At 65.2% G+C, this 22,483-nt stretch carries 23 protein-coding genes; 14 read left to right on the top strand and 9 right to left on the bottom strand.

The features are described 5' to 3' along the window. Positions 1-8: 8 nt before the first annotated feature. Together IVB19_RS36940 and rsmI are read right to left on the bottom strand one after the other, a co-directional pair. Positions 9-410: a YraN family protein gene (locus tag IVB19_RS36940; protein WP_018459613.1), complete on the bottom strand. Its 402-nt coding sequence runs from the start codon at positions 408-410 to the stop codon at positions 9-11. Next, positions 397-1,347 (bottom strand): 16S rRNA (cytidine(1402)-2'-O)-methyltransferase, encoded by a 951-nt coding sequence (rsmI, locus tag IVB19_RS36935; protein WP_018459612.1) that lies wholly within the window; start codon positions 1,345-1,347, stop codon positions 397-399. Before rsmI ends, IVB19_RS36940 begins: the two co-directional genes overlap by 14 nt. Positions 1,348-1,692: 345 nt before the next feature. Between rsmI and IVB19_RS36930 the strand changes: the two genes are divergently transcribed. Then, complete coding sequence (locus tag IVB19_RS36930; RefSeq protein ID WP_026233852.1) at positions 1,693-2,946, top strand: penicillin-binding protein activator; 1,254 nt, start codon at positions 1,693-1,695, stop codon at positions 2,944-2,946. 51 nt (positions 2,947-2,997) lie between these two features. Here IVB19_RS36930 and hemW read toward each other — a convergent pair whose 3' ends face one another. From hemW to rph, 3 genes are read right to left on the bottom strand one after another with little or no spacing between them, the layout of a single operon-like run. Next, complete coding sequence (hemW, locus tag IVB19_RS36925; protein ID WP_018459610.1) at positions 2,998-4,152, bottom strand: radical SAM family heme chaperone HemW; 1,155 nt, start codon at positions 4,150-4,152, stop codon at positions 2,998-3,000. Next, positions 4,139-4,774: an RdgB/HAM1 family non-canonical purine NTP pyrophosphatase gene (gene rdgB, locus IVB19_RS36920; protein WP_018459609.1), complete on the bottom strand. Its 636-nt coding sequence runs from the start codon at positions 4,772-4,774 to the stop codon at positions 4,139-4,141. The genes hemW and rdgB overlap by 14 nt, the downstream gene beginning before the upstream one ends. Positions 4,775-4,785: 11 nt before the next feature. Then, positions 4,786-5,499 carry a ribonuclease PH gene (gene rph / locus IVB19_RS36915; protein WP_007598482.1) on the bottom strand — a complete coding sequence of 238 codons (714 nt, stop codon included), beginning with the start codon at positions 5,497-5,499 and terminating at the stop codon, positions 4,786-4,788. A 181-nt stretch (positions 5,500-5,680) separates the two neighbouring features. Here rph and hrcA point away from each other — a divergent pair, with 181 nt between their 5' ends. Next, positions 5,681-6,769, top strand: a complete 1,089-nt coding sequence (gene hrcA, locus IVB19_RS36910) for a heat-inducible transcriptional repressor HrcA (RefSeq protein WP_007598483.1) — start codon at positions 5,681-5,683, stop codon at positions 6,767-6,769. Between the two features lie 96 nt (positions 6,770-6,865). Next, the gene (grpE, locus tag IVB19_RS36905) at positions 6,866-7,483 is read left to right on the top strand and encodes a nucleotide exchange factor GrpE (RefSeq protein WP_247820851.1); all 618 of its coding nucleotides are present in this window, start codon (positions 6,866-6,868) and stop codon (positions 7,481-7,483) included. Between the two features lie 142 nt (positions 7,484-7,625). Here the strand turns inward: grpE and pncA are convergent, their stop codons facing one another. Both pncA and IVB19_RS36895 read right to left on the bottom strand, forming a co-directional pair. Beyond that, positions 7,626-8,348 carry a bifunctional nicotinamidase/pyrazinamidase gene (gene pncA, locus IVB19_RS36900; protein ID WP_026233851.1) on the bottom strand — a complete coding sequence of 241 codons (723 nt, stop codon included), beginning with the start codon at positions 8,346-8,348 and terminating at the stop codon, positions 7,626-7,628. Between the two features lie 146 nt (positions 8,349-8,494). Further along, positions 8,495-9,436 carry a hypothetical protein gene (locus tag IVB19_RS36895; protein ID WP_247820850.1) on the bottom strand — a complete coding sequence of 314 codons (942 nt, stop codon included), beginning with the start codon at positions 9,434-9,436 and terminating at the stop codon, positions 8,495-8,497. Between the two features lie 394 nt (positions 9,437-9,830). On the opposite strand from IVB19_RS36895, the gene dnaK reads away from it, so the two are divergent. The 8 genes from dnaK to IVB19_RS36855 all read left to right on the top strand — a co-directional run bounded on the left by dnaK (position 9,831) and on the right by IVB19_RS36855 (position 17,296). Continuing rightward, positions 9,831-11,732 carry a molecular chaperone DnaK gene (gene dnaK, locus IVB19_RS36890; protein ID WP_007598490.1) on the top strand — a complete coding sequence of 634 codons (1,902 nt, stop codon included), beginning with the start codon at positions 9,831-9,833 and terminating at the stop codon, positions 11,730-11,732. Between the two features lie 275 nt (positions 11,733-12,007). After that, positions 12,008-13,141: a molecular chaperone DnaJ gene (gene dnaJ / locus IVB19_RS36885; RefSeq protein WP_018459605.1), complete on the top strand. Its 1,134-nt coding sequence runs from the start codon at positions 12,008-12,010 to the stop codon at positions 13,139-13,141. Between the two features lie 88 nt (positions 13,142-13,229). After that, positions 13,230-13,829 (top strand): class I SAM-dependent methyltransferase, encoded by a 600-nt coding sequence (locus IVB19_RS36880; protein WP_007598495.1) that lies wholly within the window; start codon positions 13,230-13,232, stop codon positions 13,827-13,829. Positions 13,830-13,886: 57 nt separating this feature from the next. Next, a complete protein-coding gene (locus IVB19_RS36875) occupies positions 13,887-14,465 on the top strand; it encodes an NADPH-dependent FMN reductase (RefSeq protein ID WP_026233850.1) in 579 nt (192 codons plus the stop codon). A gap of 6 nt (positions 14,466-14,471) precedes the next feature. Continuing rightward, on the top strand, positions 14,472-15,182 hold the full coding sequence (pyrF, locus tag IVB19_RS36870) for an orotidine-5'-phosphate decarboxylase (RefSeq protein WP_018459602.1): 711 nt from the start codon (positions 14,472-14,474) through the stop codon (positions 15,180-15,182). Positions 15,183-15,205: 23 nt separating this feature from the next. After that, positions 15,206-15,517 carry a DUF1330 domain-containing protein gene (locus IVB19_RS36865; RefSeq protein ID WP_018459601.1) on the top strand — a complete coding sequence of 104 codons (312 nt, stop codon included), beginning with the start codon at positions 15,206-15,208 and terminating at the stop codon, positions 15,515-15,517. A gap of 258 nt (positions 15,518-15,775) precedes the next feature. Beyond that, positions 15,776-16,591, top strand: a complete 816-nt coding sequence (gene dapB, locus IVB19_RS36860) for a 4-hydroxy-tetrahydrodipicolinate reductase (protein ID WP_018459600.1) — start codon at positions 15,776-15,778, stop codon at positions 16,589-16,591. An 81-nt stretch (positions 16,592-16,672) separates the two neighbouring features. Then, positions 16,673-17,296, top strand: a complete 624-nt coding sequence (locus tag IVB19_RS36855) for a 2,3-bisphosphoglycerate-dependent phosphoglycerate mutase (protein ID WP_018459599.1) — start codon at positions 16,673-16,675, stop codon at positions 17,294-17,296. 94 nt (positions 17,297-17,390) lie between these two features. Here the strand turns inward: IVB19_RS36855 and IVB19_RS36850 are convergent, their stop codons facing one another. Both IVB19_RS36850 and IVB19_RS36845 read right to left on the bottom strand, forming a co-directional pair. Beyond that, positions 17,391-18,287 carry a methylated-DNA--[protein]-cysteine S-methyltransferase gene (locus IVB19_RS36850; protein WP_018459598.1) on the bottom strand — a complete coding sequence of 299 codons (897 nt, stop codon included), beginning with the start codon at positions 18,285-18,287 and terminating at the stop codon, positions 17,391-17,393. A 56-nt stretch (positions 18,288-18,343) separates the two neighbouring features. Then, the gene (locus IVB19_RS36845; protein WP_018459597.1) at positions 18,344-18,877 is read right to left on the bottom strand and encodes a DUF2244 domain-containing protein; all 534 of its coding nucleotides are present in this window, start codon (positions 18,875-18,877) and stop codon (positions 18,344-18,346) included. Positions 18,878-18,899: 22 nt separating this feature from the next. On the opposite strand from IVB19_RS36845, the gene nth reads away from it, so the two are divergent. Genes nth through IVB19_RS36830 form a run of 3 tightly spaced genes read left to right on the top strand, consistent with a single transcriptional unit; the run spans position 18,900 to position 22,438 of the window. Then, positions 18,900-19,652, top strand: coding sequence for an endonuclease III (gene nth, locus IVB19_RS36840; protein WP_026233849.1), 753 nt, complete (start codon positions 18,900-18,902; stop codon positions 19,650-19,652). A 34-nt stretch (positions 19,653-19,686) separates the two neighbouring features. Beyond that, positions 19,687-20,823 carry an HlyD family secretion protein gene (locus IVB19_RS36835; RefSeq protein ID WP_026233848.1) on the top strand — a complete coding sequence of 379 codons (1,137 nt, stop codon included), beginning with the start codon at positions 19,687-19,689 and terminating at the stop codon, positions 20,821-20,823. Next, positions 20,810-22,438: an MFS transporter gene (locus tag IVB19_RS36830; RefSeq protein ID WP_018459593.1), complete on the top strand. Its 1,629-nt coding sequence runs from the start codon at positions 20,810-20,812 to the stop codon at positions 22,436-22,438. Before IVB19_RS36835 ends, IVB19_RS36830 begins: the two co-directional genes overlap by 14 nt. The last annotated feature ends 45 nt before the right edge of the window (positions 22,439-22,483 follow it).

Raw genomic sequence — 22,483 nt, 5'->3', positions numbered from 1 at the left:
TCTGCCTTTCAGGTCGAGGCGTCGAATGCCGCCAACACATGGCGTGGAAGTCGTTTCGGCGCAATCAGCATGGCATCGAATCGCATTTCAAATTCCGCATGCTCGGGATGCGCGACGAGCCAGCCTTGCGCGGCATCGATGATGCGCTGCTGCTGGCGCGGCGTCACGGCGAAGGCGGCGTCGTCCAGCGTCGCGCGCGCCTTGACCTCGACGAAGGCGATCAAATTGCGGCGGCGCGCCACGATGTCGATCTCGCCATGCGGCGTGCGGTAACGTTTGGCGAGGATGCGGTAGCCCTTGGCCATGAGATAAGCCGCAGCGCGGCTTTCCGCAGAGATGCCGGTGTGGAACGCGGCGACGCGCTCGGGCGAGGCGATTTTCGGTTCCGACGGGACGTCAGTCTTCGCCATCGCCGCCCCGCAGATCTTTGGCAAGCTCAAGCGCGCGGGCATAGACCTCGCGGCGCGGCCGGCCCGAGAGGGCGACCGCATGCGCCACCGCATCCTTGACGCTGTTCGCGGCAAGCTGCTCACGCAGGACGTCGTCGAGCGCATCCGATGTCAGCATCTCGGCATCCGCCGCAGGCGGAGCGATCACCAGCACGAATTCGCCGCGCGTCTCCAGCGTGTCGGCATCGCGCGCCAGCTCACGCAGCGTCGCGCGCGAAATCTGCTCGTGCAGTTTGGTCAGCTCGCGGCAAATCGCGGCTTCCCGGGTCCCCATGATCTCGGCGAGCTCGGCGAGCGTGTCCTGCACGCGGTTGCCGGAATCGAACATCACCAGCGTCGCATCGATGCGCGCAAGCTCGGCCACGCGCGACTTTCGCGCGGCGGATTTCGAAGGCAGAAAGCCTTCGAAGAAGAAGCGGTCGGTCGGCAGCGCTGCGACCGATAGCGCCGCCAGCACCGAGGACGGGCCGGGCAGCGCGTAGACCGCGTGGCCGGCGGCGCAGACCTCGCGCACCAGCTTGTAGCCGGGGTCCGAGATCAACGGCGTGCCGGCATCCGACACCAGCGCGATCGAGCCGCCCTGCGAAAGCCGCTCCAGGATCTTCGGACGGGCCGCTTCAGCGTTGTGCTCGTGATACTGCTTGAGCTGCGCAGAGATGTCGTAGCGCTCGGTCAGACGCCGCGTGATGCGGGTGTCCTCGCAGGCGATGACGTCGACCCCGGCGAGGGTCTGCAGCGCCCGCAGCGTGATGTCACCGAGATTGCCGATGGGGGTCGCCACCAGGTGCAGGCCAGGCGCGGCCTTCGGCGCGACAAGCCGATGGGCGTCGACGGAGAAACCGCGCGAGGCGGCCTCCGTCGTCTCAGGTGTGTTTGTCGGGGACGGCTTTGCGCGCATAATCAGACGAACTTAGGTATGATCCCCGGGGCTGGGAACCGGTCCCCGGAAAAAGATCGTGCCTGGGCGAGGCAAGGGGCGAGGCAGGACTGGAATGTGATCCATTCGGCATCACATTCCCCAGGGAATGAAGCGTCAGCGCCATATTCGCGGCGGAAACGCCGCCTTGATGCTGGGTGACGGACGGCGGACAGCTAGCCAGAACTTGAAAGGAAGCCGCGTTAAGCGGGCATTATCCTTTTGTTTGAGTTAACTATTTGCCGACAATATGCCTGAATCCATGGCCGGTGTCGTGGAAAGAATGTCGTGACCGGCTGGCGACGGTCGGTCGGAAGAGAAACTGTCATGACGGGCCCACGTGATCCCAGATCCTCCTTTTCGGAGGAGTCTCCCGTTCAGGGGCCCCTGATGTCAGGGGCGACGCGGCGAAGCGCGCTCGGTCTGTTGCTCGGCGCGCCGCTGCTGTCGGCCTGCGCCGGCGTGCAGCAGAGCCTGAGCCAGTTCTCCAATCCGTTCAGCAGTTCCTCCCCGCCTCCGGCCCAGCCGGCCGGCCCGCCGCAACAGGCGACGACCGCCGGCACCGGCGGGGTGAAGGTTGCCGTGATCCTGCCGCTGTCGGCATCTGGCAATGCCGGCCTTGCCGCGCAGTCGATGCGCAACGCCGCCGAGATGGCGCTGGCCGAGTTCCAGAATCCCAACATCCAGCTCCTGATCAAGGACGACAATGGTAGCCCGCAGGGCGCGCAGGCCAGTGCGCAGCAGGCGGTCGATGAGGGCGCCGAGATCATCCTGGGGCCGCTATTCGCGCAGTCGGTGCCTGCGGTGGCGCAGATCGCGCGCACGCGCGGCATCCCGGTGATGGCGTTCTCGACCGATTCCAGCATCGCCGGCCGCGGTGTCTATCTGCTGAGCTTCCTGCCGGAGTCCGACGTCAACCGCATCGTCGAATATTCCGCCAGCATCGGGAAGCGCTCCGTCGCCGTGCTCGTGCCCGACAATGCCTATGGCAATGTGGTCGAGGCCGCGGTGAAGGCGGCGGTGCCGCGCCGCGGAGGGCGCATCGTCGCGTTCGAGAAATACGGCGCCGATCGCGCCACGCCGGCCCGGACCGTGGCGCAGCAGCTCGGCAGCGCCGATGCGCTGTTCATCGCCGATGATGGCGACGCCGTCGTCTCGGTCGCCGATGCGATGAGCGCGGCGGGTGCGAATCTGCGCAATATCCAGCTGCTCGGCACCGGCCTGTGGGACAGTCCGCGCGTCTATGCCAGCTCCAACTTGCAAGGCGGCCTCTACGCCGCGCCGGACCCGGCCGGCTTCCGCGCCTTCTCCGGCCGCTATCGCACCAAATATGGCGCCGAGCCCGTGCGCACCGCCACGCTTGCCTATGATGCGGTCGCCCTGGTGGCCGCGCTGGCGCGTACGCAGGGCACGACGCGCTTTTCGTCGGACGTGCTCACCAATCCCTCCGGCTTTGCCGGCATCGACGGCCTGTTCCGCTTTCGCGCCGACGGCACCAATGAGCGGGGCTTGGCGGTGATGAAGGTCACGACCGGCGGCGGCGTTGCGGTCGCGGGCTCGCCGAAGAGCTTTGGGGCGTAGCTGTTTCCTCGACGTCGTCCTGGCTTTCGCCAGGACGACGATGGAGAGACTTTACGCCGCGAGATCCGCGACCACCGCGTCCAGCACCGGAAAACCGCTGCTCGTCACGCGCAGCCGTCCCGTTGCATCCACCGTGATTGCACCTTCTTCGCTCAGCAGCGTGATGCGCTTGGGATCGAGTGAGCGGCCGGAGAGCGCTTTGTAACGCTCGGGGTCGATGCCCTCGGCGAGGCGCAATCCCATAAGCAGGAATTCGTCGGCGCGCTCTTCGCTGTTGAGGAGATCGTCGGTGACGACGCCGTGGCCGTTGGTCTCGACCCGCATCAGCCAGGCTTCGGGGCGCTTCTCGGTGGCGGTCGCGTGCCTGATACCGTCGATGTCGAGGCGGCCATGGGCGCCGGGGCCGATGCCGGCATATTCTTCGCCGCGCCAGTAGACCAGATTGTGCCGGCACTCGGCGCCGCGCCGCGCGTGATTTGAAATCTCGTAGGCGGGCAGGCCGAGCCTGTCGCAGGTCTCCTGCGTGACGTCGTAGAGCGCGCGTGCGACCGCTTCATCCGGCGTCTTCAGCTTGCCGGCTTGATGTAGGCCGAAGAACGGCGTGCCTTCTTCGATCGTCAATTGATAGAGCGACAGATGCTCGGCCGCCTCGCCGATCGCGAGACGCAATTCATCGGCCCACATCGCCGGCGTCTGGTCGGGACGGGCGTAGATCAGGTCGAACGAATAGCGATCGAACGAGCGGCGCGCGATAGCGACGGCATCGAGGGCCTCGCGCGCGCTGTGCATGCGGCCGAGCGCTTTCAGCGAGGCATCGTCGAGCGCCTGCACGCCGAGCGAGACGCGGTTGACGCCGGCGGCGCGATAGCCGGCGAAGCGCGTAGCCTCGACGCTGGTCGGGTTTGCCTCCAGCGTGACTTCGACGTCTTTCGCCACGGTCCAGTGCTTGCCGATGGCGTCGAGCACAGCGCCGACGGTTGCAGGCTGCATGAGCGAGGGCGTACCGCCGCCGAGAAAGATCGAGGTGACTTCGCGTCCGGGCGCGCGCTCGGCGGTCGCAGCGATTTCGCGCGCGAATGCTGACGCAAACCGCGGCTCGTCGATCGGGGCGTGGCGAACGTGGCTGTTGAAGTCGCAATAGGGGCACTTCGACAGGCAGAACGGCCAGTGCACGTAGACGCCGAAGGCTTCCTTAGCGCGGCTCAAGGCAGATCTCCGCCAGTTTCACGAAGGCGCGGGCACGATGCGACAGGCCGAGACCGAGCGGCGGCAGGCCGTGCTTCTCGATGCTCTCCATCTCGCCGAAGGTGCGGCTATGGCCGTCGGGCAAAAACATCGGGTCGTAGCCGAAGCCGGCGGTGCCGCGCGGCGGCCACACCAGCGTGCCGTCGACGCGCCCCTCGACCTCTTCGAGATGATCGTCGGGCCATGCAACGCAGAGCGCGGAAACGAAGTGCGCCTTGCGTTTGGCCGGCGTGGTCGCGCCGCGCTCCTGCAACAGACGCTCGATCTGCGCCATCGCTGCGGCAAAATCCTTGTTCGGGCCGGCCCAGCGCGCCGAGTAGATGCCGGGCGCGCCGTCGAGCGCGTCGACCACGATGCCGGAATCATCGGCGAAAGACGGCAGCTTCGTTGCCTGCGCCGCCGCGATCGCCTTGATCGCGGCATTGCTGCGGAAATCGTTTCCGGTTTCTTCCGGCTCGGGAAGGCCGAGCTCGCCGGCCGACACTGCTTCGATGCCGTAAGGCGCGAGTAGCTCCTTCATCTCGGCGAGCTTGCCGGGATTATGGGTCGCGATAACCAGCTTTCCGGTGATTCGGCGGTGCATCGGGCTATTGACTACGCTACCGCCAGTTTCTGCAAGTCCACGAGACGCGCGACGCCCTTGCGCGCCAGCGCCATCAACGCCAGGAACTCGGCTTCCGTGAATGGCTCGCGTTCCGCGGTGCCCTGGACCTCGATGATGCGGCCATCGCCGGTCATGACGAAATTGGCGTCGGTGTCGGCTTCGGAGTCCTCGGCATAGTCGAGGTCGAGCACGGGCGTGCCCTTGTAGATGCCGCAGGAGATCGCGGCGACGTTGTCGCGCAACACATTGGCCTTGACCATGTTGCGCGCCTTCATCCAGCTGACGCAATCGGCGAGCGCGACCCAGGCACCGGTGATCGAGGCGGTGCGGGTGCCGCCGTCGGCCTGGAGCACGTCGCAATCGACCGTGATCTGGCGCTCACCGAGCGCTTCGAGATTGATGATGGTGCGAAGCGAGCGGCCGATCAGGCGCTGGATTTCGACGGTGCGGCCGCTCTGCTTTCCGGCGGAGGCCTCGCGGCGGGTGCGTTCCGAGGTCGCGCGCGGCAGCATGCCGTATTCGGCGGTGACCCAGCCGCGGCCCTGGCCCTTCAGCCATGGCGGCAGGCGGTCTTCCAGCGTGGCGGTGACCAGCACGTGGGTGTCGCCGAATTTCACCAGGCACGAGCCTTCCGCATATTTGACCACGCCGCGCTCCAGCGTCACGGGGCGCAATTCGTCGGGCGCACGGCGGCTTGGCCGCATGGGAAATCCTCCAAAACTCTCAAAAAAGTGCTGTTGGCGGTGCTTGTAGGGGGGGTGAGGGTGGGCGGCAAGGGGGAAGATCGAGGCCTTCTTCACCCCCGATTTCCAATCCGCCAACGCCACGCTTGTCAGAAGCATCCGGGATAGACAAATTACCTGTGTCTTAGAGGAGTTACCGTCTGTGGCCCATCACGATCCGATCCATCTGATCGCGCCGCGCGCGGGCCTCGCCCAGCTCAACGAGCGTTCCCGCGACATCTTTCGTCAAATCGTCGAAAGCTATCTCGCGACCGGGGAGCCGGTGGGCTCGCGCAATATTTCGCGCCTGATTGCCATGCCGCTTTCGCCGGCCTCGGTCCGCAACGTCATGGCCGATCTGGAACAGCTTGGCCTAATCTACGCCCCGCACACCTCCGCCGGCCGATTGCCGACGGAACTTGGCCTGCGGTTCTTCGTCGATGCCCTGATGCAGGTCGGCGACCTCAATGACAGTGAACGGCAGGCGATCCAGAGCCAGTTGACCTCCGTCGGCCACGCGCAATCGGTGGAGGCTGCGCTCGAGGAGGCATTGACGCGGCTCTCCGGCCTGACCCGCGCCGCCGCCGTCGTGCTGACGCCGAAATCCAATGCGCGGCTGAAACATATCGAATTCGTCCGCTTGGAACCGGAAAAGGCATTGGTGATCCTGGTCGGCGAGGACGGGCAGGTCGAAAATCGCGTGTTGACGCTGCCGCCGGGAGTTCCATCCTCGGCGTTGACCGAAGCCGGCAACTTCCTCAATGCCCGCATTCGGGGCCGGACCCTGGCCGAGGCGCGGCTGGAGCTCGAGACCGCGCTCGGAGAGGCGCGCACCGAGCTCGATCAGCTGACGCACAAGGTGATCTCGGCCGGCATCGCCAGCTGGTCCGGCGGCGAGAACGAGGATCGTCAGCTCATCGTCCGCGGCCACGCCAATCTGCTCGAGGATTTGCATGCGCTGGAGGATCTCGAGCGCGTTCGCCTGCTGTTCGACGATCTCGAGACCAAGCGCGGCGTGATCGACCTGCTCGGCCGGGCCGAAACCGCGGAAGGCGTGCGGATCTTCATCGGCAGTGAGAACAAGCTGTTCTCGCTGTCGGGTTCGTCCACCATCATCTCGCCCTATCGGGACGCCGCCGGCCATATCGTCGGCGTTTTGGGCGTGATCGGGCCGACGCGGCTGAATTATGCCCGCGTGATCCCCACCGTGGACTACGCTGCCCGCATCGTCAGCCGGCTCTTGGGGGGCTGACCGGCGGCCGGGCCGATCACGGGCGCTTGATTTTCGCCGCCCGAAGCACGATATCCGGGCCAGAAACCCCCTGAGACGAATGCGAAAAGAGAGCCGATGACCGATCGAGACCGGCAACCCGAAGACACGAGTGCTGCGGCCGGCGAGCCCGTGGTGTCAAAACCCTACATCATGCCCGACGATCCCGAGCCCGGCTCCGTCGAGCTTCTGCAGAAGGAAGTCGCCGAGGCGCGCGACCGCATGCTGCGGACGCTGGCCGAAATGGAGAATTTGCGCAAGCGGACCACCAAGGAGGTCGCGGATGCCCGCCTCTACGGCATCACCGGCTTTGCCCGCGACGTGCTCGACATCGCCGACAACCTGCAGCGCGCGCTCAATGCCGTTCCGGCCGAAGCCCGTGCGGCGGCCGATGCAGGCCTCGCCTCGCTGATCGAGGGCGTCGAGCTGACTGAGCGCTCGCTGCTCAGCGCGCTGGAAAAACACGGCGTGAAGAAGTTCGACCCCTCGGGCCAGAAGTTCGACCCGAACTTCCAGCAGGCGATGTTCGAGGTGCCCGATGCGTCGGTGCCCGCAGGCACGGTCGTGCAGGTCATGCAGGCCGGCTACACCATCGGCGAGCGCGTGCTGCGTCCCGCCTTGGTCGGTGTCGCCAAGGGCGGCGCCAAGGCTGCGCCCGCTGCCAACAGCAACGAGCCGAACGGCGCGGCCAACTAAGTCGATCCTCATGGCGAGGAGGCGCGTCAGCGCCGTCTCGAACCATGCAGGCCGCGCTGCTGCAGCGCGGCCTTCATCCTTCGAGACGCGCGCGAAGAAGCGCGCTCCTCAGGCTGAGGGTCTTGCAGTTTTTTGACCGGGCCTACGCGCTCGCCGCGATATCCGCGGACTGAATCCGCTTCACGCCGGCCTTTGCCATGTCGGCCCAGGCTTTTGCCAGCGAACCCTGATTGTCGATGCCGCGGCAGGCGTCTTCCACCACATAGACCTCGAAGCCCGCCTTGCGCGCGTCGAGCGCGGTCCAGGCGACGCAGAAATCCGTCGCCAGCCCCGCGACGAAGACGCGCTTGATCTTGCGCGCCTTCAGATAGCCGGCGAGACCGGTCGAGGTCTTGCCGTCGGCTTCGAGGAAGGCCGAATAGCTGTCGACGTCCTTGTGAAAACCCTTGCGGATGATGAGCTCGGCGTGCGGGATCGCAAGGTCTTTCGACAGCGCGGCGCCGTCGGTGCCCTGCACGCAATGGTCGGGCCACAGCACCTGCTTGCCGTAGGGAAGATCGACGGTCTCGAACGGCTTCTTGCCGGCGTGGACTGACGCGAAGGAAATATGGCCTTGCGTGTGCCAGTCCTGCGTCATCACCACGTTCGAAAATGCTTTCGAGATCTTGTTGATGACGGGCACCACCTGCTCGCCTTCCTTCACGGCGAGGCTGCCGCCGGGCAGGAAGCAATTCTGCACGTCGATCACGAGCAGCGCGGATGCATCGTCCGGCTTGATCGATGCCGCTGCCAGAATTGCGGTTGGCGCGAGCGCCACGAGCGCGCTCGTCCCGAGCGCCGCCAAGACTTGTCGCCGATCCAGCATCATTCGCCTCCCTCCAGGATGAACTCAACGGAGGGGGAGCCTAGTTCCGTTCGTATACGAACAGAAGCCCGAAAATGCAGCCGGCTTTGGTGAGTGGTTGGGCTTGAGCCGCGGGTTCGGTGCACCTCTCCCGCTTGCGGATGCTGCTAGCCCTTCGGCTGGATGCCGTCGCGGACCGCGCGGAAGCGGGTGAAGGCGGCCGGCCATTGCTCGCGCGGGGCGCTGGCGATGATGCGCAGCGAGGCGCCGCCGCTGCTGAAGCGGATCCACTGCACCACGGTCACCGGCGTCTTGTCCTTGCCGCTGACGCCGTCGATCCGGGTCTCGAAACCCTGCTGGCCGCTGATGCGGATCGGCTCGGACATGGTGACGCGCGACTCGCGCACGCCGGGAATCTGGAGCGCCGCCTCTTGGGCGAAGCGGGCGCGGTCGTCGGCGGCTTGCGGTGCGGCGCCAATCACGCCGAGGATGATAAACGGCTTCGATTCATAGCCGGAGCTCTCGTCGCCGTCGGCCAGGATGATACTCGAGCCCGGCGCCAGCGTGCGGACGTCCTTGAAGTCGGCGAGATCGGTGATCTTGAACGGCATCAGTGCGATTTGCTCTTCGGCCGAGACCTGCTTCCGGGTGACGACGCTCGCGAACATCTGCCGCACCGCCTCGTCGGTGTAGATCTTGATCGCATTCTCCGGAATCTGCACCGCGACGTAGCCGGAGAAGCCGGCGCCCGGCACGATCATCGAATAGCGCCGCACTGGCGTCTCGCCCGCCTTGCCGCTCTCCGTGGTGAAATAGGCCACGCCCGCGGGCGTCTCGATCTTGTCCTGCTTGACGCCGTTGGTGCCGGCCGGGTTGGAGTTGAAGGCGCTCACGACCTCGCCATAGGCGGCCGGCGGCAGCTCCGTGATCAGCACCTTGACGTTGCCGTCCTCGCTCTCGAAGCCGGGAAAGGTCTTGGCCGTGCTGAGGCCGACCAATGGCACCATGCCGAGGCGCAAGCCGGGTGGGAAAACGGCGTCGGCGGCCAGAGCCGGAAGCGTAGAGGCGACGAGGAGGGCGAGCGCGGCGAGGGGGCGGATCAGCTTCATGGGCACTCTGATTGGTTCACATTGAGGCCGTTCGATGGTGGCCAGCCGGCCGCTTTGTCGCGCGAGGCAGCCCGAGGACGAGCCCGGCCGGCTGCCCGCCTTTTAACGGTTTTGGTCTGGCCGCAACAGGGCGGGGCGGGATGCGGTAGCGGATGCCGGCCAATCGCGGACCTGTTAATAATTCCTCACCCGCAAGGGCGGTGCAGCCCGGATATGTTCTTCCAAAACCCAATGTTTTCACGGCCGAAACTTGCGTTCGGTCCTTGCAGGCACCTCCCCCCCTCCTATATGACCCCCAACCATCGCAATATCGCGAATGTTTGATCTTAGGGGGTTTCGGTTCGGGTGCCTTCTGGGCCCAGCCAGCCTGCCGCAAAAACAAGGATACAGGACCATGGGAAAGGTCATCGGGATCGACCTCGGCACCACGAATTCGTGCGTCGCCGTAATGGATGGCAAGAACGCCAAAGTCATCGAGAATTCCGAAGGCATGCGCACGACGCCTTCGATCGTCGCCGTGACGGACGACGGTGAGCGCCTCGTCGGCCAGCCGGCCAAGCGCCAGGCCGTCACCAATCCCGAGCGCACGTTCTTCGCAGTGAAGCGCCTGATCGGCCGCCGCTACGACGACCCGATGGTCGAGAAGGACAAGAAGCTCGTTCCGTACAAGATCGTGAAGGCTTCCAACGGCGACGCCTGGGTCGAGGCCGACGGCCAGACCTACTCGCCCTCGCAGGTCTCGGCGTTCATCCTGCAGAAGATGAAGGAGACCGCGGAAGCCCATCTCGGCCAGAAGGTCGACCAGGCCGTCATCACCGTGCCCGCCTACTTCAACGACGCCCAGCGCCAGGCGACCAAGGACGCCGGCAAGATCGCGGGCCTTGAAGTGCTGCGCATCATCAACGAGCCGACCGCGGCCGCGCTCGCCTACGGCCTCGACAAGACCAAGGCCGGCACGATCGCCGTGTACGATCTCGGCGGCGGCACGTTCGATATCTCGATTCTCGAAATCGGCGACGGCGTGTTCGAGGTGAAGTCGACCAACGGCGACACCTTCCTCGGCGGCGAAGACTTCGACATGCGCCTGGTCGGCTATCTCGCCGACGAATTCCAGAAGGAGCAGGGCATCAACCTGCGCAACGACAAGCTCGCGTTGCAGCGCCTAAAGGAAGCCGCCGAAAAGGCCAAGATCGAGCTGTCGTCGACGACGCAGACCGAGATCAACCTGCCCTTCATCACCGCGGACCAGACCGGCCCGAAGCATCTGACGATGAAGCTCACCCGCGCCAAGTTCGAGGCGCTGGTCGATGACCTCGTTCAGAAGACCGTCGAGCCCTGCCGCAAGGCGCTGAAGGATGCCGGCCTCACCGCCGCCGAGATCGGCGAAGTGGTGCTGGTCGGCGGCATGTCGCGCATGCCGAAGGTCCAGGAAGTCGTGAAGCAGCTGTTCGGCAAGGAGCCGCACAAGGGCGTCAACCCAGACGAAGTCGTGGCGATCGGCGCCGCGATCCAGGCCGGCGTGCTTCAGGGCGACGTCAAGGACGTGCTGCTGCTCGACGTGACCCCGCTGTCGCTGGGCATCGAGACTCTGGGCGGCGTGTTCACCCGCATCATCGACCGCAACACCACGATCCCGACCAAGAAGAGCCAGGTGTTCTCGACCGCCGAGGACAGCCAGAACGCGGTCACCATCCGCGTCTTCCAGGGCGAGCGTGAAATGGCGGCCGACAACAAGATGCTCGGCCAGTTCGACCTGATGGGCATTCCGCCGGCCCCGCGCGGCATGCCGCAGATCGAGGTGACCTTCGACATCGACGCCAACGGTATCGTCAACGTCTCGGCCAAGGACAAGGCCACGTCCAAGGAGCAGCAGATCCGCATCCAGGCCTCCGGCGGTCTGTCGGAAGCCGACATCGAGAAGATGGTCAAGGACGCCGAGGCCAATGCCGAGGCGGACAAGAAGCGCCGCGAGGCCGTGACTGCCAAAAACGACGCGGATGGACTGGTGCATTCGACTGAGAAGGCACTGGCCGAGCACGGTTCGAAGGTCGCCGAGACCGAGCGCCGCGCCATCGAGGATGCCGTCAGCGACCTCAAGGAAGCGCTGAAGGGCGACGATGCCGAAGCGATCAAGGCCAAGACCCAAACGCTGGCCCAGGCTTCGATGAAGCTCGGCGAGGCCATGTACAAGCAGCAGGCCGAGGCCGACGCCAAGAAGGATGCGGCCAAGGACGACGTCGTCGACGCGGAATTCACCGAAGTCGACGACGACAAGACCAACAAGAAGTCCGCCTGAACCCCGCGAGGGTGATGATGCGGACGGCTTGGACCCTCCACACGCCAACGGCCTCCTCCCTCGCGGGGGAGGCCATCGTGTCGGGCTCGACAAGCCAAGGCACTGATAAAATCGGCACTGATAAAATCGGGGCCGTTACGATCGATCAATTCCCAGCCGTTATTCTGAACACTGCCGTGCAATCCTCTGCCGCGAGGCGGAAGGGTGCTTATATCGCTGCATGGCGACGTTGCTTCGCTCCGACTTGAATCGCGATCGGATAGACCGAGCTCATCATGTCCACGTCCACCAAGCGCTGCTACTACGAAACCCTCGAAGTCGAACGCGATGCCGACGATTCCGCGCTGAAATCGTCGTTCCGCAAGCTGGCGATGAAGTTTCACCCCGACCGTAATCCCGGGGACAACACCAGCGAAGTCAAGTTCAAGGAAATCAACGAGGCCTACGAGGTCCTGAAAGACAAGGACAAGCGCGCCGCCTATGACCGTTACGGCCATGCCGCCTTCGAGCAGGGCGGCGGTGGCGGCGCCGGTTTCGGCGCGGGCTTCGCCTCCTCCTTTTCCGACATTTTCGAAGATTTGTTCGGCATGGCCGGACAGCGCGGGGGCCGTGGCGGCCGCGAGCGCGGCGCCGACCTGCGCTACAACATGGAAATCACGCTCGAGGAAGCTTTTGGCGGCAAGACCGCGCAGATCGAGATCCCGGTCTCGGTCACTTGCGAAGCCTGCTCGGGCATCGGAGCCAAGGCCGGTACCAAGCCGAAGACCTGCTCGACCTGCGGCGGCGCCGGACGCGTACGGCAGTCGCAGGGCTTCTTCACGCTGGAGCGAACCTGTCCGGGCTGCCAGGGCCGCGGCCAGATGATCGAGGACGCCTGCCCGTCCTGCTCGGGTCAGGGGCGCGTCACCCGCGAGCGGACGCTGTCGGTCAACATTCCCCCTGGAGTCGAGGACGGCACCAGGATCAGGCTTGCCGGCGAGGGCGAGGCCGGGGTCCGCGGCGGCCCGCCCGGCGACCTCTACATCTTCCTGTCGCTGGCCCAGCACCAGTTCTTCCAGCGCGACGGCGCCGATCTGCATTGCCGCGTGCCGATCTCGATGGTGACGGCGGCGCTTGGCGGCGAGTTCGAGGTGCCGACCATCGAGAAGGGCAAGACCAAGGTGAAGGTCCCTGCGGGGACCCAGTCCAGCCGTCGATTCCGCATCGCATCAAAAGGCATGCCGGTGCTGCGCTCGCGCCAGATGGGCGACATGTACGTTCAGGTCGTGGTCGAGACCCCGCAAAATCTCACCAAAAAGCAGCAGGAATTGCTGGCCGAGTTCGACAAACTCTCCTCCGGCAACACCCAGCCGGAATCCGAGGGTTTCTTCACCAAGGTCAAGGATTTCTTCGGTAATCGGGCGAGTTGACGCGTCTTGACCGTGCCGCTTTCGGCCTATACGTCTTTATGACCATTTTCTGACACGCCGCGGTCCCGCGGTCCCGGCCGGTCCCGACATGCCATTGCCATCGTCCGCGCGTGCGTTGAAGAAGCCCCGTCTCGATGACGAGGTGCGTTTTCTCCGGTCATGGATCGAAAAGCCCCTGCACATGGGTGCGGTGATGCCGTCGGGCAAGCTGCTGGCCCGGACCATGGCCCATTACGTCGACGTCAATTCGGACGCACCGGTGGTCGAGCTTGGGCCCGGCACCGGCGCCATCACCTCGGCCCTGGTCGAGCGCGGCGTCGATCAGAAACGTCTCGTCCTCGTCGAATACAATCCGGGCTTCTGCGCCCTGCTGCGCGACCGCTATCCGCAGGCCAAGGTGGTGCAGGGCGATGCCTATCGTCTGCGCGACACCCTGTGGAACGTGCTGAGCGCGCCGGCCTCCGCGGTCGTCTCCGGCCTGCCGCTGGTCACAAAACCGATGCTGACGCGGCTGCGGCTCATCCGCGACGCCTTCACGGCCCTGGCGCCCGGTGCGCCCTTCGTCCAGTTCACCTATGCGGTGGTGCCGCCGATTCCGAAATCGCTGCCCGGCGTGTCCACAGAGGCCTCCGAACGGATCTGGATGAACCTTCCGCCGGCCCGCGTCTGGGTGTATCGCAAGGACTAATTCCGCCGGCATTCCTGTTTGCGTGGCGGTCTCGTTTCGCCGAACGCATGGAAGCGGATGTCCGCACCGAAAATTCTGATCATTCCCGGCTCCCTGCGCACCGGCTCGCAAAATGCGAAGCTGGCAGCGGTCGCTGCCTATGCATTCGATCAGGCCGGTGTCGACGTCACCCGGATCTCGCTCGCCGATTTTCCGCTGCCGATTTATGACGGCGACCTGCAGGCCAAATCCGGTGTGCCGAAGCACGCGATCAATCTCAAGCGCATGATCGGCGCGCATCATGGCGTGTTGATCGTCTCGCCCGAATACAACGCCTCGGTGCCGCCGCTGCTGAAGAACGCGATCGACTGGGTCAGCCGCGTGCATGAGCTGCACGAGCCGCGCGGCGAGGTGTTCCGCAACCGCGTCTTCGCGCTCGCCGGCGCCTCGCAGAGCCGGCTTGGCGCGGCTCGCGCGCTGCAGGCGTTGCGGCTGATCCTGACCTCCTGCCACGCCAATGTGATTGCCAGCCAGCTGACGCTCGCCTTTGCCGACCAGGCCTATGACGATATGGACAGGCTGAAGCACGAGGGCGATATCGCCGCGTTGAAGGAACTGGTGCGGCAGTTGATCGACGTTTCCCAACGCATGATGTGAGGTGACATGACGCCAGCCGAGATTGCCCCGAAAGACCGCCTGATCGTCGCGCTCGATCTGCCCAGCGTTGATGCCGCGGAAGCTATGGTCAACCGGCTCGGCGACAGCGTCACCTTCTACAAGATCGGCTATCGGCTCGCTTATGCCGGCGGCTTGCCGCTGGTCGGCAAGCTCGCCGACCAGGGCAAGAAGGTCTTTCTCGATCTCAAGCTGCACGACATCGGCAACACCGTGGCGCAGGGCGTCGACAGCATCACAAGGCTCGGCGCGACCTTCCTCACCGTGCACGCTTATCCGCAGACCATGAAGGGTGCCGTCGAGGGTCGCGGCAGCTCGAACCTGAAGATCCTCGCCGTCACTGTTCTGACGTCCTACAACGAGGACGATCTGCACGCGGCAGGCTTCCGGCTCGGCGTCTCCGAGCTCGTCGAAGCGCGCGCGCAGCAGGCGCAGGTGCTCGGCATCGACGGGCTGGTATCGTCGCCCGAGGAAGTCGGAGCCTTGCGCAAGATCGTCGGCCACCAGATGAGCCTCGTCACCCCCGGCATCCGGCCGGCGGGCGCCGCGAGCGGCGACCAGAAACGCATCATGACGCCGGGCCGCGCGATTGCGGCCGGCGCGGATTATCTCGTGGTCGGGCGGCCGGTGGTGGAAGCCACGGACTCCAGGGCGATCGCCGAGGCCATCCAGGCCGAGATCGCGCAAGCGCTCGGCTAACTACCAACACAGGGAGAAGAACAATGGCAAAAGGCTACTGGATCGGACGCGTCGACGTGAGCAGTGACGAGGGCTACAAGCCCTATGCCGTCGCCAATGGTCCGATCTTCAAGAAATGGGGTGGCCGCTTCGTCGTCCGCGCCGGCAAGTTCACCACCGTCGAAGGCGCCAGCCGCACCCGCAATGTCGTGATCGAATTCCCGGACTACGAGACCGCGATCGCCTGCTACAACTCGCCGGAATACCAGGCCAACATCAAGGTGCGCCAGCCGCACTCCGTCGCCGACCTCATCGTCATCGAGGGCTATGACGGCCCGCAACCGTCAGACGGCTGAGGCGCGAACTCCTCTTATTACTCTTGCCGAAATGCTCGGCCTGCATGGTTCGCCCGGCGATGCAGAGCATCGTCCGGAACGCCCGCCTTGCGGGCTCCTCACCATGAGGGTCTGATATCTTGCCGCAAGACGCGACCTCATCCTGAGGGCCGCCACAGGCGGGCGTCTCGAAGGATGGCCGCAGGCGACCTGCCCCTAATCCCCCTCGGTTGCCGGAACTGCATCCCCCCGCTACAACGGCCGTGAGAGGATCGCACCATGTCCGATATGCGCTTGATCGTTGCTGGAGCCGGCGGCCGGATGGGCCGGGCGCTGACGCGGGCGATTGCCGAGACCAAAGGCGCGGTGCTGGCCGGCGCGCTGGAGGCGCCGGGCTCGGAGCTGCTCGGCAAGGATGCCGGCGTGCTGGCAGGTCTGCCGGCCAATGGCATCAAACTCTCCGGCGATCTCTGGGCGATGTCGAAGGACGCCGACGGCATTCTGGATTTCACCGTGCCCGCGGCGACCCTCGCCAATGTCGCGATCGCCGCCGAGCGCGGCCTCGTGCACGTGGTCGGAACGACCGGCCTGTCGGGCTCCGACAACGCCGTGATCAAGAGCGTCACCAACCGCGCCGTCGTGGTGCAGTCCGGCAATATGAGCCTGGGTGTCAATCTGCTTGCCGCTGTGGTCAAGCGAGTCGCCAAGGCGCTCGACGAGAGCTTCGACATCGAGATCGTCGAGACCCATCACCGCATGAAGATCGACGCGCCCTCGGGCACGGCACTGATGCTGGGCCAGGCCGCAGCTAGCGGCCGCGGCATCGCGCTCGACGAGCATGCAGACCGCGGCCGCGACGGCATCACCGGCGCACGCAAGCCCGGCGACATCGGCTTTGCGTCGTTGCGCGGCGGCACCGCGGCCGGCGATCACAGCGTGAGCTTCCTCGGCGCGTTCGAGCGCCTGACGCTGTCGCATCACGCGGAGGATCGCATGCTGTTCGCCCACGGCGCGCTGAAAGCCGCGCTCTGGGCGCATGGCAAGAAGCCGGGGCACTACTCCATGGCCGACGTACTCGGCCTGTCCGACATCTGAACGAAGCATGATCCGGAAAAGTGTGAAGCGGTTTTCCGACAAGATCATGCTTAAACAACGAACGAAACGGAAAAGCAGTCGATGAGCGAACGTCTTCTCGTGCTGGTGCGGCACGGCCAGAGCGAATGGAATCTGAAGAACCTCTTCACGGGCTGGAAGGATCCTGATCTCACCGAGCTCGGCGTCAAGGAAGCCTCGGAAGCCGGCCGCAAGCTGAAGGCGCAGGGTCTCGTGTTCGACGTTGCATACACCTCGGTCTTGACGCGCGCACAGCACACGCTCGATCTCATTCTCGGCGAGCTCGACCAGAAGGGCCTGTCGACGACGAAGAACCTCGCGCTGAACGAGCGCGACTATGGCGATCTCTCCGGTCTCAACAAGGATGACGCCCGCAAGAAATGGGGCGAGGACCAGGTGCTGATCTGGCGCCGCTCCTACGACGTGCCGCCGCCCGGTGGCGAAAGCCTGAAGGACACGCTGGCGCGCGCGCTGCCGTATTACGTGCAGGAGATCCTGCCCGGCGTGCTCAACGGCAAGCGCACATTGGTCGCGGCTCACGGCAATTCGCTGCGCGCGCTGATCATGGTGCTGGAAAAGCTCTCGCCCGAAGGCATTTTGAAGCGCGAGCTCGCCACCGGCGTGCCGATCATCTACCGGCTCAATGCGGATTCGACGGTGGCATCGAAGCTGGATCTGGCGGGATAAAGACGTTCGCGCGCGACTGAGTCCCGCCAAGCACTCGGTGTCGTCCTGGCTTTCGCCAGGACGACTAAGTGGGGCAGTTTACGCGTGGCAACTCTTACTGCAGCCCCAGCTGCCCGGCTTCCCAGCCCAGCATCGCCTGCTTGCGAGTGATGCCCCAGTGGTAGCCGGTGAGCGTGCCGCTCTTGCCGAGCGCGCGGTGGCAGGGCACGACGAAGGACACCGGGTTCTTGCCGACGGCGGCGCCGACGGCGCGTGACGCTTTCGGGCTGTTGATGTTGCAGGCGATGTCCGAATAGGACACCGCGCGGCCCATCGGGATCTTCAGCAAGGTCTCCCACACCCGCACCTCGAAATCGGTACCGATCATCACCACGCGCAGCGGCTGGTCCGGCCGCCAGAGTTTTGTGTCGAAGATGCGCTGCGCCAATGGTGCGGTACCTTCGTGATCCTCGACGTAAGTTGCGTTCCGCCATCGCCGCGTCATATCGGCAAGCGCCACCTGTTCCTCACCGGGATCGGCGAAAGCGAGTCCCGACAATCCGCGATCGGTCGCGATCACGATCGCGGTGCCGAACGGTGAGTGATGGAAGCCGTAGCGCAAGGTGAGGCCGGCGCCGCCGTTCTTCCATTCGCCCGGCGACATCGCCTCATGGGTGACGAAGAGATCGTGCAGCCGGCCCGGACCCGACAAACCGGAGTCAAGCGCGGCGTCGAGGATACTCGCCGAATCCCTGAGCAAGCCCTTGGCGTGATCGAGCGTGAGCGCCTGCATAAAAGCCTTCGGCGTGATCGAGGCCCAGCGGCGGAACAGATGGTGCAGCTCGTCCGGGGTGACGCCGGCCGCATCCGCCATCGCCTCGATGGTCGGCTGCGTGCGCCATTTTTCGGAGATGAAGGCGATCGCCCGGCGCACGGAATCATAGTCGCGCATCGCGGCGTTCTGGGAGCCCGGCCCGGCCAGGCGCTGGTCATGTATCGCGAGTGTCATCATGCCTGGAAATGTAGGAGGGGGCGGGGTACGAAACCACCCGATTTCCGATCCGCAAATCAGGTCACCGGATTGTAGGTCGGACCGCGCCTGGCGGCATTTAAGGCCTCAACCAAACCCTTGTAGAAACTTGCCTTTTCGTCCGGCCCCAGGAAGCGGGCGATCTGGATCTGGTGACCTCGCGAGATCAGATAGAGGTGCTCGATGCCAAAATCCTCGTCGATTTCCATGTCGAGTCGAACCCAGAGCGGATTGAAGGTCCATTCGACGACCTGGCCATGCTGGCTGACGCGCCGCACGCGCAATTCAGATGGCGTGACCACGATCTCCTCGCTGGCCCGCGCCGCACGGAAATTGGCCTTGAAAGCCCACCAGATCACCAGCACGTCGAGGCCGAAAAAGCCGAACACCGGCCAGGCGCCCATCATCAGGAAGACGAGGCCGGTGACGAAGCTGACGGCGCTCAGGAACAGCATCACGGCGAGGAAGCCGGTGCGGTTCAGCGAGCGGTGCGGCGTCAGGCGCGCGGAAAAGATCTGAGGCTCAGCCTCGCTTGCAGATCGTTCGCGCTCAATTTCATTGCCTGTGCTCATCGTCCCTCAGTATATCCCGATCATGGCGAAAATCACCCGCACGCCGGCCCCCCGCAAAACGTCCGTGCCGAAGAAAAAGGCGAAGGTGGCCGCCGCGAAGCCCAAGGCCCCCGGCAAGAAATCTCTCAAAGCCATGAAACCCTGGACGCCGCCCGAAGTCCGCGAGGCCTTCAGCCGTTTCCGCAAGGCTAACCCGGAGCCAAAGGGGGAGCTCGAGCACGTCAATCCGTTCACGCTGCTGGTTGCCGTGGTGCTGTCGGCACAGGCGACTGACGCCGGCGTCAACAAGGCGACGCGCGCGCTGTTTGCGGTCGCCGACACGCCCCAGAAGATGCTTGACCTCGGCGAGGAACGCCTGCGCGAGTACATCAAGACCATCGGGCTCTATCGCACCAAGGCCAGAAACGTCATCGCGCTGTCGGCGAAGCTGCTCAGCGAGTTCGGCGGCGAGGTGCCGCGCACGCGCGTCGGGATCGAGTCGTTGCCCGGCGCCGGGCGCAAGACCGCCAATGTCGTGCTCAACATGGCCTTCGGCGAGCACACCATGGCGGTCGATACGCATGTCTTCCGCGTCGGCAACCGGACCGGACTTGCGCCCGGCAAGACGCCGCTGGAGGTCGAGCTCGGTCTCGAAAAGGTGATCCCGGCCGAGTTCATGCTGCATGCCCATCATTGGCTGATCCTGCATGGCCGCTATACTTGCCTCGCGCGCAAGCCGCGCTGCGAGGTTTGCCTGATCAACGATCTCTGCCGGTGGCCGGAAAAGACGGTCTGAAAATAGCGTTCGGGAAAGTGGTTTGGAGTCTAGCGTGAGTCAGCAGGAACAAATCTCGCCATCGCCACCTCCTGCTACACCGCCGCCGCCACCGAAGCCAACGCAGCCACCGGCGAGTTCGCTCTGGAGCCGGCTCGCGATTCCGCTGTTCGCGGTGATCGTCGCGCTCGGCTTCGTCGCGCTTGCAACGCAGCGCTTCGACGAATGGGTCGGCAATTCGGTGGTCCAGACCACCAACGACGCCTATGTGCGCGCCGAGCTGACGCGGCTCGCCAGTCGCGTCTCCGGCGAAGTGCTGACCGTCGGGGTCACCGACTTCCAGCGCGTCAAGGCCGGCGATCTCCTGATCCAGATCGATCCTGCCGACTATGAGACGCAAGTCGCGCAGGCCGAAGCGGCGGTCGCCGCTGCGCAGGCCGTGCTCGACAATCTGGCGAACCAGATCGAGCTGCAATATGCGACGATTGCGCAGGCGCAAGCCGCGCGGCTCTCGGCCGAAGCCGTGGAGGTCGAGGCGCGGCAGGAGCAGGAGCGTCAGCAGTCGCTGTCGCAGACCGAATCCGGTACGCGGCAGCGCTTCGAACAGGCGGTCGCAGGCTATGCCAAGGCGCAGGCCGACGTGCGCGCGAGCCGCGCCGTGATCGCGGCCCAGCAGCATCAGCTCGAAGTCCTGCAAGGCACCAGGAAGCAGCGCGCGGCCGATCTCGAAGCGACCAAGGCGACGCTGGCGAGCGCGAAGCTAAAGCTCGGCTACACCAAGATATCCGCGCCGTTCGATGGCGTCGTCGGCGAGCGACAGGTCCAGCCCGGCGACTACGTCAACATCGGCACCAACCTCATCAACGTCGTGCCGTTGCCGAAGGTCTATGTGATCGCGAATTACAAGGAGACCCAGCTTACCCACGTCGCACCGGGTCAGCCGGTCGAGATCACCGTCGACAGTTTCCCGCGCGAGAAGCTGCGCGGCCGGGTCGAGCGCATTGCGCCCGCGACCGGCGCGCAGGTCGCGCTGCTGCCACCGGACAACGCAACCGGCAACTTCACCAAAGTCGTGCAGCGCATTCCCGTGCGCATCCAGTTCGACGACAACCAGCCGCTGCTGGCGCGGCTGGTGCCGGGCATGTCGGTCGTCACCAGCATCGACACCAAGGCCGGCAATGGCGGAAAATGACGATTCCAGTCGCGGACCGCTCTCGCGCGGCGGCGTCGCCCCGCAGCCGCTGTTTGCGGTGGCGGCGGTGCTGCTCGGCTCGTTCCTCGCCAATTTTGACAGCCGGCTGACCACGATTGGCCTGCCGGACCTGCGCGGCGCGTTCTCGCTCTCGTTCGACGAAGGCGCATGGCTCTCCACGGCGGGCATCGGCTCGCAGATCTTCATCGCGCCCGCGGTGGCCTGGCTTGCCACCGTATTCGGCCTGCGTCGCGTGCTGGGTATCCCCAGCCTCGTCTATGCCGCGGTCTCGCTGATCATCCCGTTCGTGCACGACTATCCGACATTGCTCGCGCTCAGCGTCGTGCATGGCCTCCTGCTCGGCACCTTCGTGCCGGCGACGCTGATGATCGTGTTCCGCAATTTACCGATCCGCTGGTGGCTTCCGGCGATCTCGATCTATTCGATCCGCGTCGGCTTCGCGCTCGATACATCGAGCTCGCTGGTCGGCTTCTATGTCGACCATCTCGGCTGGCAATGGCTGTACTGGCAGAGCGTCCTGATCGCGCCGCTGATGGGCCTGATGGTCTATTGGGGCACGCCGAACGAGCCGGTGAATCGCGCTTTGCTGCGCGACGCCGATTGGGGCGGCATGCTGCTGCTCGGCGCCGGCGTCTCGATGATCTATGCCGGGCTCGACCAGGGCAACCGTCTGGACTGGCTGGGGTCGGGGACTGTGATGGCGTTGATCATTGCCGGCGCGGTGCTGGTCGCGGGCTTCCTCGTCAACGAGTCCCTGGTGCGGCAGCCCTGGGCGCATGTGAACGTCTTGTTCTCGCGCAATATCGGCCTGGGGCTGGTCCTGATCCTGCTCTACACGCTGACCAGCCTCTCCAACGCGTCGCTGGTGCCGAATTTCCTCGCCACCATCGCCCTGCTCAGGCCGGAGCAGAGTGGCTTGCTGCTGCTCACCTATGGCGCCTTGCCAATGTTCGTGCTGGTGCCGCTCTCGATCTGGCTGCTGCGGCATTTCGATACGCGCACGGTGGTGGTCGTGGGATTTGCCTGTTTCGCCGCCGCCAATCTCTGGGGCACGCAGCTCAGCCATGATTGGGCGCGCGAGGATTTCGCGGGCATCGTGCTGCTCCAGGCGATCGGGCAGTCGCTGACCTTGCTGCCGCTGATCATCACGCTGCTGTCCAACTCCGATCCGAGCCGTGCGACCTCGTTTGCCGCCTATATCCAGATCATGCGGCTCGGTGGCGCCGAGATCGGCGTCGCGTTGATGGGGACGTGGCTGCGCGTCCGCGAGCAGATCCATTCCTTCTATCTCGGCCAGAATCTCGGTGTCGGCGACGTCGACGTGGTCCGCATGCTGAAACAGCTCGCCGACCATTTTGCGGCCCATGGTGCCGGCTCGGCACAGGCACGCGCGGTCGGTACGCTCGCCGGCCTCGTCCAGCGCGAGGCCAATGTGCTCGCCTATATCGACGGCTTCTGGCTGTGCTTCTGGGTCGCGATGGCGGCGCTCGGCGTCGTCGCCCTAGTCACCCGTGCCCCGCCCGGCCCGTTCACGCCGGCGCCGTTCGGCTTCGCCAGGATGCTGTTGCGCAGATGCGGAGTGCCCCTGACGTAGGTTCAGGATCCAGACGACCCACGCGCCGAGCGACGGTCCGGGTTG

This window comes from Bradyrhizobium sp. 187 (assembly GCF_023101005.1).
Taxonomy (GTDB): domain Bacteria; phylum Pseudomonadota; class Alphaproteobacteria; order Rhizobiales; family Xanthobacteraceae; genus Bradyrhizobium; species Bradyrhizobium canariense_D.
Note: the sequence above shows the minus strand (reverse complement) of the source record. Positions and strands in the feature narration are given on the sequence as shown.

What these genes read in the sequence shown, in the direction of transcription:
- dnaK (WP_007598490.1), top strand. Translation starts at nt 9,831, where the DNA reads ATGGGAAAGGTCATCGGGATCGACCTCGGCACCACGAATTCGTGCGTC.
- IVB19_RS36875 (WP_026233850.1), top strand. Translation starts at nt 13,887, where the DNA reads ATGTCCGCACCGAAAATTCTGATCATTCCCGGCTCCCTGCGCACCGGC.
- IVB19_RS36850 (WP_018459598.1), bottom strand. Translation starts at nt 18,287, where the DNA reads ATGATGACACTCGCGATACATGACCAGCGCCTGGCCGGGCCGGGCTCC.
- IVB19_RS36830 (WP_018459593.1), top strand. Translation starts at nt 20,810, where the DNA reads ATGGCGGAAAATGACGATTCCAGTCGCGGACCGCTCTCGCGCGGCGGC.
- IVB19_RS36865 (WP_018459601.1), top strand. Translation starts at nt 15,206, where the DNA reads ATGGCAAAAGGCTACTGGATCGGACGCGTCGACGTGAGCAGTGACGAG.
- nth (WP_026233849.1), top strand. Translation starts at nt 18,900, where the DNA reads ATGGCGAAAATCACCCGCACGCCGGCCCCCCGCAAAACGTCCGTGCCG.
- pyrF (WP_018459602.1), top strand. Translation starts at nt 14,472, where the DNA reads ATGACGCCAGCCGAGATTGCCCCGAAAGACCGCCTGATCGTCGCGCTC.
- dnaJ (WP_018459605.1), top strand. Translation starts at nt 12,008, where the DNA reads ATGTCCACGTCCACCAAGCGCTGCTACTACGAAACCCTCGAAGTCGAA.
- IVB19_RS36940 (WP_018459613.1), bottom strand. Translation starts at nt 410, where the DNA reads ATGGCGAAGACTGACGTCCCGTCGGAACCGAAAATCGCCTCGCCCGAG.
- rph (WP_007598482.1), bottom strand. Translation starts at nt 5,499, where the DNA reads ATGCGGCCAAGCCGCCGTGCGCCCGACGAATTGCGCCCCGTGACGCTG.
- IVB19_RS36895 (WP_247820850.1), bottom strand. Translation starts at nt 9,436, where the DNA reads ATGAAGCTGATCCGCCCCCTCGCCGCGCTCGCCCTCCTCGTCGCCTCT.
- dapB (WP_018459600.1), top strand. Translation starts at nt 15,776, where the DNA reads ATGTCCGATATGCGCTTGATCGTTGCTGGAGCCGGCGGCCGGATGGGC.
- grpE (WP_247820851.1), top strand. Translation starts at nt 6,866, where the DNA reads ATGACCGATCGAGACCGGCAACCCGAAGACACGAGTGCTGCGGCCGGC.
- IVB19_RS36880 (WP_007598495.1), top strand. Translation starts at nt 13,230, where the DNA reads ATGCCATTGCCATCGTCCGCGCGTGCGTTGAAGAAGCCCCGTCTCGAT.
- IVB19_RS36845 (WP_018459597.1), bottom strand. Translation starts at nt 18,877, where the DNA reads ATGAGCACAGGCAATGAAATTGAGCGCGAACGATCTGCAAGCGAGGCT.
- pncA (WP_026233851.1), bottom strand. Translation starts at nt 8,348, where the DNA reads ATGCTGGATCGGCGACAAGTCTTGGCGGCGCTCGGGACGAGCGCGCTC.
- rsmI (WP_018459612.1), bottom strand. Translation starts at nt 1,347, where the DNA reads ATGCGCGCAAAGCCGTCCCCGACAAACACACCTGAGACGACGGAGGCC.
- rdgB (WP_018459609.1), bottom strand. Translation starts at nt 4,774, where the DNA reads ATGCACCGCCGAATCACCGGAAAGCTGGTTATCGCGACCCATAATCCC.
- IVB19_RS36930 (WP_026233852.1), top strand. Translation starts at nt 1,693, where the DNA reads ATGACGGGCCCACGTGATCCCAGATCCTCCTTTTCGGAGGAGTCTCCC.
- IVB19_RS36855 (WP_018459599.1), top strand. Translation starts at nt 16,673, where the DNA reads ATGAGCGAACGTCTTCTCGTGCTGGTGCGGCACGGCCAGAGCGAATGG.